Genomic DNA, 14,810 nt, shown 5'->3' with positions numbered 1-14,810 from the left:
CTTTCCTCAGTGGTCCAGCACGCCCGCGTACGAGATGCCGAGCCTGTCGCAGATGCCCCGCAGCTCCGCCACGGTCTTGTGGTACAGCGGCACGCCGTTCGTCATGCGGTCCTCGTACGCCTCGGCCTCCTTGTCGCCGTGCACGTAGATGCGCTTGCCCGGCACGGCGTGCAGGGCGCGGATCTGATCGAGGTATTCGGAGAAGTTGCGCAGGATCGTGTCGGCATCGCCGAAGATGCGCGGATCGATCGCCATGAATCCGTGGCTGATGCCCTCCACCGGATCTCCCACCGCCGTGCGGTCGGTGGTCGCGCCCTGCGAGACGATGCCGGAGAAGAACTCCACAAGCACGGAGAATCCGTACCCCTTGTGCCCGCCCGTGTATTCGCTGTTGCCGCCGGTGGCGAGCAGTCCGGCCTCGTTGTCGTAGCGCATGAGCCGGCCGAGCGCGTCGGTGGAGTCGTGGATCGGCTGGTTGTTCGGGTCCACCACCCATGCAGCCGGCAGATCCTTGCGCTGCTTGGAGTAGAGCTCCACCTTGCCGTACGCCACCACGGACGTGCTCGCGTCGAAGAAAAACGCGTGCGGCCGCGTGGGGATCGCGCAGGCGATGGGGTTGGTGCCCAGCCATACGTCGTTGGCGTACAGCGGGTAGACGGCGGGTTCGGTGTTGGTCACGGAGAAGCCGATGAGCCCCTGTTCGGCGGCCAGGTTGGCGTAGTATCCGGCGGCACCGTAGTGGCAGGAGTGGCGGACCGCGGCGATGGCCATGCCGGTCTTCTTGGCCTTGGCGATGGTCATGTCCATGGCCTGCCGGCCGTTGAGCTGCCCCATGCGTCGGTGTCCGTCGATCACGGTGCTCACCGGCGTATCGACCACGATCTCGGATTGCGCGGCCGGGTCGATCTTGTTGCCCATCTGCGCATCGTAGAGCTGGAATCGCTGCAGGCCGTGCGAGTCGATGCCATGGGTGTCGGCGAACGAGAGCACGTCGGCCACCACGTCGCCGTCGTGCGCGCTCAGTCCGTAGCCCTGTACGATCCTGCTGGTCAGATCGCGCAGCGCGTGCGCATCGTATCGATGGCGATCCGCCGCTGACTCGGCCGGTCCGTCATCGATGTTCGACTGCACGGTCACGTTCATCGTCGGTCTGGTCATCTGTGCAACGCTCATGGCTGTTCTCCTTTGAAAAACCTTGATTATCGTCGTCAATCGATCGGTTGCGACCGCGGTCTTTCCACAGTTCCCAACCGATATATCGGTTGGATATAGCATATTCCCGACGACATTCGCACACACGAAACGTTTCCACCAGTTGCATGACGCAAATCTCCGCACGCCCCACCACTTCCGTTCCGTACACCCCACCGCGCCGCTCCATACACCCCGCGGCACCACCCCGCACATCCCGCCGCAGATGTCACGCACCATACACCGATATCGCCCGCAGCAAATAAGGCCTCCATACCGTGGATCATCCCTCCCATCACGGTCGGATTCGTAGTATCTTTATGCACTTAGGGGGCCAGAAGCCGTCCGAGCCACATGATCCATGCCCCAGCTTCACGTACGACTTCGATCAATCATCGACATGTCGATCGCGTCAGCGTCGGCATACGCCGTCGTTCATGGAAACGGACACGATCGGAGCATGCGGCCCGCATGATCGGCCGGCCCGGCAAGACAATATGACCGACGTCGCAGCACGACCGAGACCAGTACAACTGAACCAAACGAACCATAACCGAACATCGAACCATCCAACCCAGCGAACACCCGCCACGTATGAGATACTCCGATACGCGCACGCATATCGGACTGCTCGGCGCATGCCGGCTTGGGACGGTCACCGTCCAAACCCCGGCAACAGACTATTCGACCGGCGTGGATTCTGTTAGACAGAAGCCACGCCCGTGTTGAATCAACGCAGCGGCCATCATTCGCTTTCAAGGAGGAGAGTCATGCCAGACTTCACCAACCCATTGCGCAATCCGCATGATCTGCGTCTGCCCCGCATCGCGGGCCCGTGCTCGCTGGTCATCTTCGGCGTGACCGGCGACCTCGCCAAGAAGAAGCTGCTGCCCGCGGTCTATGATCTGACCAACCGCGGCCTGCTGCCCGCCGGCTTCGCGCTGATCGGCTTCGGCCGCCGCGACTGGACCGACGAGCACTTCACCAACTACGTGGAGGAGTGCGTGCGCGCCCGCTGCCGCACCCCGTTCAACGAGGCCACGTTCGCGCAGCTCGCGTCCGGCCTGCGCTTCGTCTCCGGCGCGTTCGACGACGCCGCCGCGTTCACCCGCCTGTCGGACACCGTCTCCGAACTCGACCGCGATCGCGGCACCCGCGGCAACCACGCGTTCTACATGTCCGTGCCGCCGAGCGCGTTCCCCGTGGTGTCCCGTCAGCTCGCCGCGTCCGGTCTGGCCAAGTCGCCGGAGGGCGCATGGCGTCGCGTGATCATCGAGAAGCCGTTCGGTCATGATCTGGCCAGCGCCCAGGAGCTCGACCGCGTGGTGTCCGAGGTGTTCGACCCGAACTCGGTGTTCCGCATCGACCACTATCTCGGCAAGGAGACCGTGCAGAACCTGCTCGCCCTGCGCTTCGCGAACATGATGTTCGAGCCGGTGTGGAACGCGAACTACGTGGACCACGTGCAGATCACCATGGCCGAGGACTTCGGCATCGGTTCGCGCGCCGGCTACTTCGACGGCATCGGCATCGCGCGAGACGTGATCCAGAACCACCTGCTGCAGCTGTTCGCGCTCACCGCCATGGAGGAGCCGGTCTCGTTCTCCGCCGCCGATCTGGCCGCCGAGAAGACCAAGGTGCTCTCCGCCGTGCGCCTGCCCAAGGATCTGAGCCATCACACCGCGCGCGGCCAGTACGCGGGCGGCTGGCAGGGCTCCGAGAAGGTGGTCGGATACCTCGAGGAGCATGGCGTGGACCCGAAGTCCACCACCGAGACGTACGCGGCCATCCGCCTCGACGTGGACACCCGCCGCTGGGCCGGCGTGCCGTTCTACCTGCGTACCGGCAAGCGCCTCGGCAAGCGCGTGTCCGAGATCGCCGTGATGTTCAAGCGCGCCCCGCATCTGCCGTTCGAGTCCACCGCCACGCGTGAGCTCGGCTCGAACGCCGTGGTGATCCGCGTGCAGCCCGACGAGGGCGTGACGCTGCGATTCGGCGCCAAGGTGCCGGGCACCGCCATGGAGGTGCGCGACGTGAACATGGACTTCAGCTACGGCAGCTCCTTCACCGAGGCATCCCCCGAGGCGTACGAACGACTGATTCTCGACGTGCTGCTCGGCGATCCGCCGCTGTTCCCGACCACCAAGGAGGTGGAGCTCAGCTGGCGCATCCTCGACCCGATCGAGGAGTACTGGTCCACGCTCGGCCAGCCGCAGCAGTACCGCGCCGGCACGTGGGGTCCGGCCGAGGCCGACGAGATGCTCGCCGCCGACGGCCGCGCCTGGCGACTGCCGTGATCGACGATCCGCCGCAACGCAAGACATGCATGAGAACGAAACGAGGAGCGAACAATGATCGTTGAACTGCCGAACAGCACCACGGCCGAGATCTCGCGCCGTATCGACCAGCTGCATAAGGAGCGCGGCGAGTCCGCGCAGAGCCGTGTGCTCACACTGCTGATCTCCACCGACGAGGATCATCTGGAAGACGTGGTGGAGACGGCCAACACCGCCAGCCGCGAGCATCCGTGCCGCGTGATCGCACTGGTCGCGCACCCGGAGATCAGCGAATCCCGTCTTGACGCGCAGGTGCGCTTCGGCGCCGACGCCGGCGCGGGCGAGGTGATCGTGCTGCGACCGACGAACGGCCTGACCCGTCATCTCGACACGTTGGTGATTCCGCTGCTGGTGCCCGATTCGCCGATCGTGGCGTGGTGGCCGGGCAAGGCCCCGGAGAATCTGGCCGAGGACCCGATCGGACGCATGGCCACCAGCCGTGTGACCGATGCGATGGAGTCCCCGAATCCGGAGGCGCTGTTCACCGCATTGCGCGCCAACTGGTCGCCGCGAGACACCGACATGTCGTGGACGAGCCTGACCGTGTGGCGCGGCGTGCTCGCGTCCATGCTCGACCAGCCGCCGTACCTGCCCGTCGAGTCCGTGGTGGTGCGTGGCGGCAACCGTCTGTGCGTGGATCTGGTGGCCTCCTGGCTGGCCGTGGCGCTCAAGGCGCCGACGCGCATCGAACGCACGGAGCAGGATACGCTGATCGGCGTGTACTTCCACCGTGAGGACGGCGTAACCAGCCTGGAACGCGGCGAGGATACCACGGCGATCATCAGCCAGCCGGGCCAGGCCGAGCAGCGCATCTCACTGCCGCGTCGTTCCATGGTCGAGTGCCTGAGCGAGGAACTGCGACGCCTCGACCCCGACGAGGAGTACGCCGAGGTCATCACCCACGGCTGGAAAATGGTCGACCACTACTGACCGTCCCGCCCACCCTTTGTGCTCCCTCCAAGGGAGGGAGCTGTCGCGCCCTGCGCGACTGAGGGAGGGCTGACAACCAAAAAGTAAGGGCCTTTCCGAGATATTCGGAAAGGCCCTTACGCTATCTATCTACGTATACGACAGATCAGTCGTCACCCAACGTCAGGTGCACACCGCCCACAAGCGAGCTCACCACGTTGTACAGGAACGCGCCGATGGTGGCGAGTACGGTGACCAGCACGATCTCGAAGATCGAGAAGATCGTCACGGCGCTCAGCACCTTGACGATGCCGAAGAAGCTGGCGATGTCAAGACCGCCGCTGTCGAGACCGGTGGTGGAGACGATCTGCGTGATGTTGTCGAACAGACCGATGGAGTTGAGCAGCAGCCAGATCAGGGCCACGGCGATCACCTGGATCAGCGCACCGGCGATGGACAGCAGGAACGACACCTTGGTGACCGACCACGGGTCGATCTTGGTGAGGGAAAGCTTCATGCGACGGGCGCGCGGAACGCTGGACTTGCGCTCGTTCTTGGACTTGGCGGGCCTGCCGGCGGGCTTGAACGCCGCGGGAGCGGGTTCGGCGCCGGCCTCATGCTCGGCCACCTGCTCCTCGCTGATCAGCGGCTTGGGGGAAGACGCCGCGGAGCGGGACGTACGATGCCCCGGCTGCACCGGCTGAGCCTCGGCCACGGTCTCCTCCTGTGGCACTGACTGTTCGTCGCTCATTGAATCTCCTTTGGGAATTCGCTAACGCAATGTCGCAGCGCGATCGTCGATCGGCGCTGCCTGCTGCTGCCCCGAGGTTACCAGCCTTTTGGGACGTGACGATTGGAACGCCCACGTTTCGTTGCCGTTTTCTCACGGTGCGTTTGCGGGGCTGGAAATAGGGGGTAAGACCGTTGACTCATCACCCGGTCTCCCCTCAGTCTGCTTCGCAGACAGCTCCCCTCATAGAGGGGAGCCAAGAATAAGAGGCACAGGCTCCCCTCCAAGGGAGGGGAGCTGGCCGCCGCAAGGCGGACTGAGGGGAGGGCTCAACTTGCTATAAGCCCAATACTCCCCTCAGTCGGCCATGCCGACAGCTCCCCTCAGAGAGGGGAGCCTAAGGAATGACGTCAGGCCTCGGCCGGAGCCTCCGCATCCTGCGCCTGCTGCACGTCCGAGGTGGCCTCCGACTCCTCGTCGTCGTCCTTCTCCTCGTTGCGGGCGATGGAGATGATCTCGTCGCCCTTGTCGGGCTTGGCGAGCGTGACGCCCTGGGTGTTACGGCCGGTGCGCTTCACCTCGGCCACGTCGGAGCGGATCACCTTGCCGGACTTCATGATGGCCATGATCTGATCGTCCTCGGCCACCACCACGGCGCCCACCAGCGAACCGCGGCCCTCGGCCAGCTGCATGGCCTTCACGCCGAAGCCGTTACGGCCCTGCAGACGGTACTCGCTGATCGCGGTGCGCTTGGCGAAGCCCTCGTCGGTCACCACGAGCAGATCCTTGTCGGTGTCGCCGGACACCACGTCCATGGCCAGCAGGCTGTCGCCGTCGCGGAACTTCATGCCCTGCACGCCGGCGGTCTGACGGCCCATGGGTCGCAGCTGCTCGTCGTCGGCCTTGAACTTGAGGCTCATGCCCTTGCGAGAAACGAGGATGATGTCGTCGGTCGCGTTGCACAGGTTGGCGCCCACGAGCTCGTCGGCCACCACGCCGTCGTCACCCTCGCTCTCCATGAGACGGATGGCGATCAGGCCGCCCTGACGCGGCGAATCGTAGTCGGCCAGACGGGTCTTCTTCACCTTGCCGCTGCGCGTGGCGAGCACCAGGTAGTCGGCCACCGTGTAGTTCGGGATCGACAGCACCTGCTGGATCTTCTCGTCGGGCGACAGCTGCAGCAGGTTGGCCACGTGCGAGCCCTTGGAGTCGCGCGAGCCCTCCGGCACCTCGTATCCCTTGATGCGGTACACGCGGCCGGCGTTCGTGAAGAACAGCAGCCAGTTGTGCGTGCTGGTGAGGAAGAAGTGGTCCACCACGTCGTTCTCGCGCAGCTTGGCGCCCTTGATGCCCTTGCCGCCGCGGTGCTGGGCGCGGTACTCGTCGGCCTTGGTGCGCTTGATGTAGCCGGAGTGCGTGACGGTGACCACCACGTTCTCCTCGGCGATCAGATCCTCCATGTTGACCTCGCCGCTGAACGGCAGGATCTTGGTGCGACGCTCGTCGCCGTACTTGTCGACGATCTCGTCGAGCTCGTCGCCCACGATCTGACGCTGGCGTTCCGGCTTGGCGAGGATGTCGTTGTAGTCGGCGATCTTGCGCATGAGTTCCTCATGCTCGTCGATGATCTTCTGCGCCTCCATGTTGGCCAGTCGAATCAGCTGCATGGACAGGATCGCGTCGGCCTGCACCTGGTCGATGTCGAGGAACTCCATCAGCTTCGGACGGGCGTCCTCACGGCCCTGGCTGGAGCGGATGAGTCGGATGACCTCCTCGATCGCGTCGAGCGCCTTGAGCAGGCCCTGCAGGATGTGGTCGCGTTCCTCGGCCTCGCGCTTGAGGTAGCGGGTGCGGCGTTCGATCACTTCGAGCTGGTGGTTCACCCAGTGGCGGATGAACGCGTCGAGCGAGAGCGTGCGCGGCACACCGTCGACCAGCGCCAGCATGTTCGCGCCGAACGTCTGCTGCAGCTGCGAATGCTTGTACAGGTTGTTGAGCACGACCTTCGGCACGGCGTCGCGCTTGAGCACGAGCACGAGTCGCTGACCGGTACGGCCGGACGTCTCGTCGCGCATGTCGGCGATGCCCTGGATCTTGCCGTCGCGCACGCCTTCGCGGATGGACGCGGCCAGACGGTCCGGGTTCACCTGATACGGCAGCTCGGTGACCACCAGGCACATGCGGCCCTTGATCTCCTCCGTGTTCACCACGGCACGCATGGTGATCAGACCACGACCGGTGCGGTACGCCTGCTCGATGCCCTTGTGGCCGAGGATCGTCGCGCCGGTGGGGAAGTCCGGTCCCTTGATGATGCCGATGAGCGCGTTGAGCAGCTCCTCGCGGCTGGCGTCCGGATGGTCGAGCGCCCAGTGCACGGCCTCGCCCAGCTCGCGCATGTTGTGCGGAGGGATGTTGGTGGCCATGCCGACGGCGATGCCGGACGAACCGTTGGCGAGCAGGTTCGGGAAGCGCGCAGGCAGCACGGTGGGCTCCTGCGTGCGACCGTCGTAGTTGGGCACGAAGTCCACGGTGTCCTTGTCGATGTCGCGCACCATCTCCATGGCGAGCGGCATCATGCGGCACTCCGTGTAACGCATTGCCGCGGGCGGATCGTCACCGGCCGAACCGAAGTTGCCCTGTCCGTCGACGAGCGTGTATCGCATGGACCACGGCTGGGCCATACGCACGAGCGAATCGTAGATCGCGGCGTCGCCGTGCGGGTGATAGTTGCCCATCACGTCGGCGACGGGTCGCGCGCACTTGGAATAGCCACGATCGGGACGGTAGCCGCCGTCGTACATCGCGTACACGATGCGGCGGTGCACGGGCTTCATGCCGTCGCGCACGTCCGGAAGGGCGCGTTCCACGATCACGGAGATGGCGTAGTCGAGGTACGACTGACGCATCTCCTGCTGGATGTCGGTGTGCTGGATGCGGTTCTCGTCGAGTTCCAGCTTCTCTCCGGCCTGCGGGCTGGTGGGCTCGAGCGAGCGTTCGGCACGCTCGTCGTTCTGCTCAGCCTCGTTGCCGCTGCTGTTGGTTTCGTCTGCCAATTAGTGTCCTTTTGTCATATGTGGACCCGTGCGGGCCCTGACGTGTTTCGCTCGGCTCCCCTCGCCGAGGGGGAACCAAAGAAGTTTGGGCTGGCCTCGCGCTTCGTCGGAAGCGCTCGGGACGCCGGGCTGAATGTCCACCGGACATTCAGCTTTCTCCGGCGTCTACGTTCGCTTTATCGATGCCGATCAGGCATCGATAAAGCGAACGTCCTTCGCGTTGCGCTGGATGAAGAGTCGGCGCGGTTCCACGTCGTCGCCCATGAGCATGGAGAACGTCTCGTCGGCGGCGGCCGCGTCTTCGATGTGGATCTGCTTGAGGATGCGGTGCGCGGGGTCCATGGTCGTCTCCCACAGCTCCTGGTACGTCATCTCGCCCAGACCCTTGTAGCGCTGGATGCCTTCGCCCTTGGGCAGCTGACGTCCCGCGGCCTTGCCCTCGGCGAGCTTGGCGTCGCGCTCGGCGTCGGTGTACACGTAGTCGTGGTCGCCGCGCGTCCACTTGAGTCGGTAGAGCGGCGGCATGGCCACGTACACGTATCCGGCGGTGATCATCGGTCGCATGTAGCGGAAGAACAGCGTCAGGTTCAGCGTGGCGATGTGCGCGCCGTCCACATCGGCATCGGCCATGATGATGACCTTGTGGTAGCGCACCTTGCTCAGGTCGAAGTCCTCGCCGTAGCCGCCGCCCACCGCGGTGATCAGCGATTCGATGGTGTCGGACTTCATGATGCGGTCGATCGACGCACGCTCGGTGTTGAGGATCTTGCCTCGCAGCGGCAGGATGGCCTGCGTCTCCGGGTTGCGGCCCTGGATGGCGGAACCGCCTGCAGAATCACCCTCGACGATGAACAGCTCGCATTCCTCGGGGTTGTTCGACTGGCAGTCCTTGAGCTTGTCGGGCATACCGGCGGTCTCGAAGATGGACTTGCGACGAGTCGATTCGCGGGCCTTCTTGGCGGCGATGCGGGCGCGGGACGCCTCGATGCCCTTCTGGATGATCATCTTGGCGCCGGCGGGGTTGGCGTCGAGCCAGTCGCCGAACTTGTCGGTCATCACGCGCTGCACGAACGTCTTGGCCTCGGAGTTGCCGAGCTTGGTCTTGGTCTGGCCCTCGAACTGCGGGGTGGTGAGCTTCACCGACACCACGGCGGTCAGTCCCTCGCGCACGTCGTCGCCGGACAGGTTCTCGTCCTTGTCCTTGAGGATGTTCTTCTCGCGGGCGTAGCGGTTCACGAGCGTGGTGAGCGCGGCGCGGAAGCCCTCCTCGTGGGTGCCGCCCTCGGTGGTGGAGATGGTATTCGCGAAGGTGTGCACGGACTCGGAGTAGGCGCTCGTCCACTGCATGGCGACCTCGGCGGAGATGCCGAGCTTCAGGTCCTCAGCGGCGAAGTCGATCACGTCGTCGACCACGGGCGTGGCCTTCTTCGACTTGACCATGTAGTCCACGTAGTCCTTGATGCCGTTGACGTACTGGTAGGTGACGCTCTGGTGGCGCTCCTCGACCGGGGTCTCGGAGTCCTCGCCGGTCACCTCGTCGCCGGCCTGGTCCACGGTGCGCAGATCGGTGAGCGAGATCTTCAGGCCCTTGTTGAGGAAGGCCATCTGCTGGAAGCGCGAGCGCAGCGTCTCGAAGTCGTATTCGGTGGTCTCGAAGATCGCCGGATCGGCCCAGAACGTCACGGACGTGCCGGTGTGCTCGTCGGGGCCCATGGCCGCGCCCTGCTTGAGTCGGGCCTGCGGCTTCTGGTCGATGTACGTCTGGGTCCAGTGGAATCCCTGACGGCGCACTTCGACGTCCACACGGGTGGACAGTGCGTTGACGACGGAGATGCCCACGCCGTGCAGACCGCCGGAGACCGCGTATCCGCCGCCGCCGAACTTGCCGCCGGCGTGCAGCTTGGTCATGACCGTCTCGACGCCGGAGATGCCCTCGCCCGGCACGATGTCGACCGGGATGCCTCGGCCGTCGTCGACCACGCGGATGCCGTTGTCCGGCAGGATGCTCACTTCGATATGCGTGGCGTATCCGGCGAGCGCCTCGTCAACGGAGTTGTCGACGATCTCGTACACGAGGTGGTGCAGGCCGCGCGGGCCGGTGGAGCCGATGTACATGCCTGGGCGGATGCGCACGGCCTCGAGGCCTTCGAGCACCTTGAGGTCGCTGGCGTCGTAGTGCTGGGGTGCGAGGGAGTCGTCAAGCTGTCCGTTCTTGATGTCGGCTTCGCTGATCTCGTCCGCGGCGTCGCCGGCGGGATTGTCAATGTTCTGATCGGCGTTCGTTGGCACGCCTTCGTTGGTTTCTTCGGGCGAATCCTGGGTCTGGTCTGCCACCAACTATCCTTTCCATCTAGCCCTGACGCACGACGGGCCCGCTCTCACGTTTTCCACAGGTTTTGAGGTTTCCCCTAAGGGCACCATGCCCAAAATCTCGAAATATGGGGCCTTCCGCGCGTTTTACATACTGAGATTAGGGTACTACCATCTCAGGACCCTCACCCCTCTACGCCGCAATATCCGCCCACTCTTCACTTCCTGCGCTATCGACGGCACCGCGTCCGCCCATATTGCGTGATTCACAGTGGCAAATACCCGAAATCCGCTCTTCACAGCGCGAAACGGAAGTTCCCTCCACCCCAATTCCTCCGTTTGGCGCTGCGAATCGTCGATAACGGGGATTTGACACTGCGAATTCACCCTCAGTACCGGCCGCGGGGGCGCCATTGGCCGGTGAGGCGGTCGTTGGAGCCGTGGCGGACGGTGTCGGCGCGGGGACCGGTGACGACGATGCGGTCGATCGGCATGCCTTCCAGACGCGAGGCGATCTTCTCCTTGAGCTGCGGGATCATGTACGTGAGCTGCGTGGCCCAGACCGGCGATTCCGCGCGGATGGTGAGTACGCCGCGGTTGTACGACGCCACGCTCGTGTGCCGTGCGATGCCGGCTCCCACCACCTGGTCCCAGTGCTGGCCGAGCTGCGCGATCATCAGATGCGGACGCCAGTGGTCGCGCTTGGCGATGCCGGCGAGCACCGCGCCGAGCGTATTCGGGTCACGGCCGGGCTTGCCGAAGTTCAGCCACGCCTCCTCGGCGCGCTCCTTGCGCTTGGCGATGCCGGCGGCACGCTGCGTGTAGCGTTCAAAAACCTCGGATTCGAGTCGACGCGGATCGAGTTTGAGGATCTCGGCGATCGGTGCGGTGCTCATCGGTCGGTGCCCTTGCCGGTCTCAGTTTCACGGGACGTAACACCAGCGGCCCCGTCTCCGTTCGTATCCGTCTTCGTCATGAACTGGCTGATGTCGGGCACGGCGAACATGGCCTCCATGCGCTCTGCCAGTTCACCCACGTCGATCAGATTGACCGCGCCGTTCACGTCGTTTCCGGAGCCGTCGGCAGCATCGCCGTCGCCGTTCTCCAGTCCGTCCGGCAGATCGCCGCGCGCGGCCATGGTGATGATCACCTGGCTCTGCTTCCTTGCGAAATCAACGATCTGACGACGCCGCGAGTCGTCGAGCTGGGCGAATACATCGTCCAGGATCAGGATCGGCGTCGTTCCCCGTTCGGCGGACAGCATCTCGAACACGGCCATGCGCAGGGCGAGCGCGAGCGTCCACATCTCGCCGTTCGACGCGTATTCGCGCGCCGTCATGCCGTTGAGTTCCACGATCAGATCGTCGCGATGCGGTCCGATGAGGTTCCGCCCCTGCGCCACCTCGCCGGGGTAGATGCGCTGGAAGTGCCGGCTGATCGCCGCGTGCACCTGCATGTCGAGATCGGGGGAGACGCCGCTACCGGCGGGGGCGTTACCAGAGTCGGCGACACCAAGCAAATCGCTGTCAACGTTCGTTGACACATGATCCGTCTCCTGCGCCAGCGCCTGCGGAATGCTCAGCACCTCCTCGAACGACGGCGCATAGATCAGTCGGACCCGATTGCGATCGCCGGCCAGCTGGCGGTAGATGCGCGAGAACGGCTCGCTGAGTTGTTTCACGATCTGCCGGCGCATGCGGGTGAGCGCCACACCGGATTCGATGAACTGCCCGGTCCAGATCTCCAGTCCGCTCAGCGCCGCGTCCACGGGACGACCGGCGATCTGCTGCTGGCTGAGCTGACGCAGCAGCGTGGAGCGCTGCTTGGCGGTCTGATTGAACCGCTGCAGCGTCTCGTAGTAGTCGAGTCGCAACTGGCTGGCCGACTGATTGAGGAACGCGCGACGCGTGGCGGGGTCGGCGGAGACTAGCCGCTGATCCTCGGGGGAGAAGGTGACCGACGGCACACGGCCCACCACGTCGCGCATGTACAGCGACTTGCCGGAGTTGATGCGGGCGCGATTGGCGCCGCGAACCGGAATGGACACCTCGTAGGTAACGGTTTCGGTGGGGGAGTCGCCCGTTTCCGCATCGGATGCGCCGGCCCTCGAGACCGCGCCGACGCCGGTGACCTCCGCCGCGGTCTCGTTCACGTTCGCGCGGATCACGGCTGTCTTCTCGCCGGCCTTGACCAGCGGCACCGAGCCGTTGGCACGATGGCTGCCGCCCGTCGAGAGGACTTCGATCGCCTCGACGATGTTCGTCTTGCCCATGCCGTTGGCACCGAACAGCACGTTCAGTCCCGGCGCGAAATCGAGCACGAGCTGATGCCAGGAACGGAAGTCATCCAACGCTAAGCGAGAAACGAACATGAAAAATGTTACCTTTTTCGAAATTTGGTTGGTTTGGTTGGGTGTGGCGCGATGTTACATGTCACACCCAACGAAGTGAAAGCGATCAGTCGGTGAAACGCATAGGCACGAGCAGGTAACGGTAGTCGAGCGACTCCTCGCCGTCGGCCNNCTACACCCAACGAAGTGAAAGCGATCAGTCGGTGAAACGCATAGGCACGAGCAGGTAACGGTAGTCGAGCGACTCCTCGCCGTCGGCCTCCTTCTGCCCGTTGAATTCCACGGCCTTCACGGCGGTGGTCATCTTCATGCGCACGTACGGTTCGGAGATCGCGGACAGACCGTCGACCAGGTAGCTCGGATTGAACGCCACGGTGATCTCCTCGCCATCCATATCCACGGCCAGCGACTCGGTAGCCTGCGACTCGTCGGCGGCACCGGCGGAGAGCACCACCTCGTCTCCGGCGAACACCATGCGAATCGGGGCGTTGCGCTCGGCCACCAGGGAGACTCGACGGATCGCATCGATCAGATCGCCGCGGTTGAGCACCGCATGAATCGGATACTCGTCGGCGAACAGACGGTCGACCGCCGGGAACTCGCCGTCGATCAGCTGCGCGGTGGACACACGGCCGGCGTTCTCGAAGCCCATCAGCGACTGCTTCTCCTGGTCGAAGTCAAGCACCACATTCTGGCTCGTATCAAGGGATCGCGCCACATCACGCAGCAGCGAACCGCGCACCAGCGCCACCGTGTCGAGCTCGGGATCCTGCGGAGTCCAAGTGAAGCTGGCGCGAGACAGACGGAAACGATCGGTCGCGGTCATCACCACGCGATCGCCCGTGAACTGCATCTTCACACCGGTCAGCACCGGACGGTTCTCCTCGCGGGCCACGGCCACCGACGCCTGCGTGATCGCATTGCCGAAGACATTGGCATCGACCTGACCGAGCTTGGCCGGCACGATCGGCAGATCCGGGTACTCGGTCTCAGGCATAAGCTGCAGCGAGAACGACGACTTTCCGGACGTCACGGTCAGCTTGGATCCCTCAGTGCTCAGATATGCCTTCTCGGCCGGCAGACTCTTGGCGATATCGGCAAGCAACTTGCCCAGAACCACTGCCGTTCCCGGCTCATCGACGCCTGCCTCAATGTGGTGACGTGCGGAGACCTCATAGTCGAATGCCGAAAGCTGCAGCGTTCCGTCGATTGCCTCTAGCTTGACGCCGGAGAGGATCGGAGTTGCGGGACGTGCTGGAATCACGCGTGAGGTCCATGCGACTGCATCGGCGAGGGACGCGGAGTTGACTTCTGCCTTCATAAGAATTCTTATCCCTAACGTGTTGGTGAACGATAAAACTTGATGAACCCAATTCTACCTGTGCGGTCGGTGAGTTATCCCCAAAGGCAAGGTCTGCTTATGACGATCATGGTCATCTAAAGAAGATAAACAAGTAATCGTAATAATAAGCCCTGTGGATAATGTGGATAACTCGTTTGGTCCTTACTGTTGCTTGCTTTCAAAGTTTTCCAGAAATGTGGATAACTTTCGAATGGTATGTGGATAAGTACCCGGGTTATCCACAGTTGCAGAGGAACCCTTGATTTTTCAACATTTTGAGGCCACTTATCAACGGCTTATCCGCAGGTTTTCCACAGGAAAATCGAGTGTTATCCACGGGCTTTCGCCAATGAAGTGGATAACTATGTGGATAACTTTCTAAGATTTTGGGAATCCGCCGGCGTGTTGAACGACGACAAAACCTCAAAAATGTGGATAATCCGTGAGGCTGCCGCCGTTCCTTTTCATCATCCGTTTCGCTGGCCTTCTTTCTCAGGCTACGGCCGCACGTTTACCCTGAAATCACCCCATTCCCGGATTGCTATGCCGCTTGATTCGGCCCGTCAGCTCGTTCACGTAGTTGTAGACC

The 14,810-nt window shown here is 63.7% G+C and carries 10 protein-coding genes; 3 read left to right on the top strand and 7 right to left on the bottom strand.

Annotation, left to right across the window (positions count from 1 at the left end; translation table 11 throughout):
- Positions 1 to 6: 6 nt before the first annotated feature.
- Positions 7 to 1,173 carry an Ldh family oxidoreductase gene (locus Tam10B_RS09950; RefSeq protein WP_158214201.1) on the bottom strand — a complete coding sequence of 389 codons (1,167 nt, stop codon included), beginning with the start codon at positions 1,171 to 1,173 and terminating at the stop codon, positions 7 to 9.
- Positions 1,174 to 1,961: 788 nt separating this feature from the next.
- Here Tam10B_RS09950 and zwf point away from each other — a divergent pair.
- Complete coding sequence (zwf, locus tag Tam10B_RS09945) at positions 1,962 to 3,488, top strand: glucose-6-phosphate dehydrogenase (RefSeq protein ID WP_093961097.1); 1,527 nt, start codon at positions 1,962 to 1,964, stop codon at positions 3,486 to 3,488.
- Between the two features lie 54 nt (positions 3,489 to 3,542).
- Positions 3,543 to 4,457 carry a glucose-6-phosphate dehydrogenase assembly protein OpcA gene (locus tag Tam10B_RS09940; protein WP_093961096.1) on the top strand — a complete coding sequence of 305 codons (915 nt, stop codon included), beginning with the start codon at positions 3,543 to 3,545 and terminating at the stop codon, positions 4,455 to 4,457.
- 145 nt (positions 4,458 to 4,602) lie between these two features.
- Here Tam10B_RS09940 and Tam10B_RS09935 read toward each other — a convergent pair whose 3' ends face one another.
- From Tam10B_RS09935 to dnaN, 6 genes are all read right to left on the bottom strand, one after another.
- Positions 4,603 to 5,079 (bottom strand): DUF3566 domain-containing protein, encoded by a 477-nt coding sequence (locus Tam10B_RS09935; protein WP_408606661.1) that lies wholly within the window; start codon positions 5,077 to 5,079, stop codon positions 4,603 to 4,605.
- Between the two features lie 497 nt (positions 5,080 to 5,576).
- Positions 5,577 to 8,219 (bottom strand): DNA gyrase subunit A, encoded by a 2,643-nt coding sequence (gene gyrA, locus Tam10B_RS09930; protein WP_093961094.1) that lies wholly within the window; start codon positions 8,217 to 8,219, stop codon positions 5,577 to 5,579.
- 189 nt (positions 8,220 to 8,408) lie between these two features.
- Positions 8,409 to 10,484, bottom strand: coding sequence for a DNA topoisomerase (ATP-hydrolyzing) subunit B (gyrB, locus tag Tam10B_RS09925; protein ID WP_408606660.1), 2,076 nt, complete (start codon positions 10,482 to 10,484; stop codon positions 8,409 to 8,411).
- Positions 10,485 to 10,918: 434 nt separating this feature from the next.
- Complete coding sequence (locus tag Tam10B_RS09920) at positions 10,919 to 11,425, bottom strand: DUF721 domain-containing protein (protein ID WP_093961093.1); 507 nt, start codon at positions 11,423 to 11,425, stop codon at positions 10,919 to 10,921.
- Positions 11,422 to 12,900 carry a DNA replication/repair protein RecF gene (gene recF / locus Tam10B_RS09915; RefSeq protein WP_093961092.1) on the bottom strand — a complete coding sequence of 493 codons (1,479 nt, stop codon included), beginning with the start codon at positions 12,898 to 12,900 and terminating at the stop codon, positions 11,422 to 11,424. The genes Tam10B_RS09920 and recF overlap by 4 nt, the downstream gene beginning before the upstream one ends.
- A gap of 175 nt (positions 12,901 to 13,075) precedes the next feature.
- Positions 13,076 to 14,200: a DNA polymerase III subunit beta gene (dnaN, locus tag Tam10B_RS09910; protein WP_093961091.1), complete on the bottom strand. Its 1,125-nt coding sequence runs from the start codon at positions 14,198 to 14,200 to the stop codon at positions 13,076 to 13,078.
- Positions 14,201 to 14,587: 387 nt separating this feature from the next.
- On the opposite strand from dnaN, the gene Tam10B_RS13615 reads away from it, so the two are divergent.
- On the top strand, positions 14,588 to 14,810 hold a 223-nt coding region (locus Tam10B_RS13615), incomplete at its 3' end, for a hypothetical protein (RefSeq protein WP_233133690.1).

Source organism: Bifidobacterium vansinderenii, assembly GCF_002234915.1.
In the GTDB taxonomy this organism is placed as follows: domain Bacteria; phylum Actinomycetota; class Actinomycetes; order Actinomycetales; family Bifidobacteriaceae; genus Galliscardovia; species Galliscardovia vansinderenii.
Note: the sequence above shows the minus strand (reverse complement) of the source record. Positions and strands in the feature narration are given on the sequence as shown.

What these genes read in the sequence shown, in the direction of transcription:
- recF (WP_093961092.1), bottom strand. Translation starts at nt 12,900, where the DNA reads ATGTTCGTTTCTCGCTTAGCGTTGGATGACTTCCGTTCCTGGCATCAG.
- zwf (WP_093961097.1), top strand. Translation starts at nt 1,962, where the DNA reads ATGCCAGACTTCACCAACCCATTGCGCAATCCGCATGATCTGCGTCTG.
- dnaN (WP_093961091.1), bottom strand. Translation starts at nt 14,200, where the DNA reads ATGAAGGCAGAAGTCAACTCCGCGTCCCTCGCCGATGCAGTCGCATGG.
- Tam10B_RS09940 (WP_093961096.1), top strand. Translation starts at nt 3,543, where the DNA reads ATGATCGTTGAACTGCCGAACAGCACCACGGCCGAGATCTCGCGCCGT.
- Tam10B_RS09920 (WP_093961093.1), bottom strand. Translation starts at nt 11,425, where the DNA reads ATGAGCACCGCACCGATCGCCGAGATCCTCAAACTCGATCCGCGTCGA.
- Tam10B_RS09950 (WP_158214201.1), bottom strand. Translation starts at nt 1,173, where the DNA reads ATGAGCGTTGCACAGATGACCAGACCGACGATGAACGTGACCGTGCAG.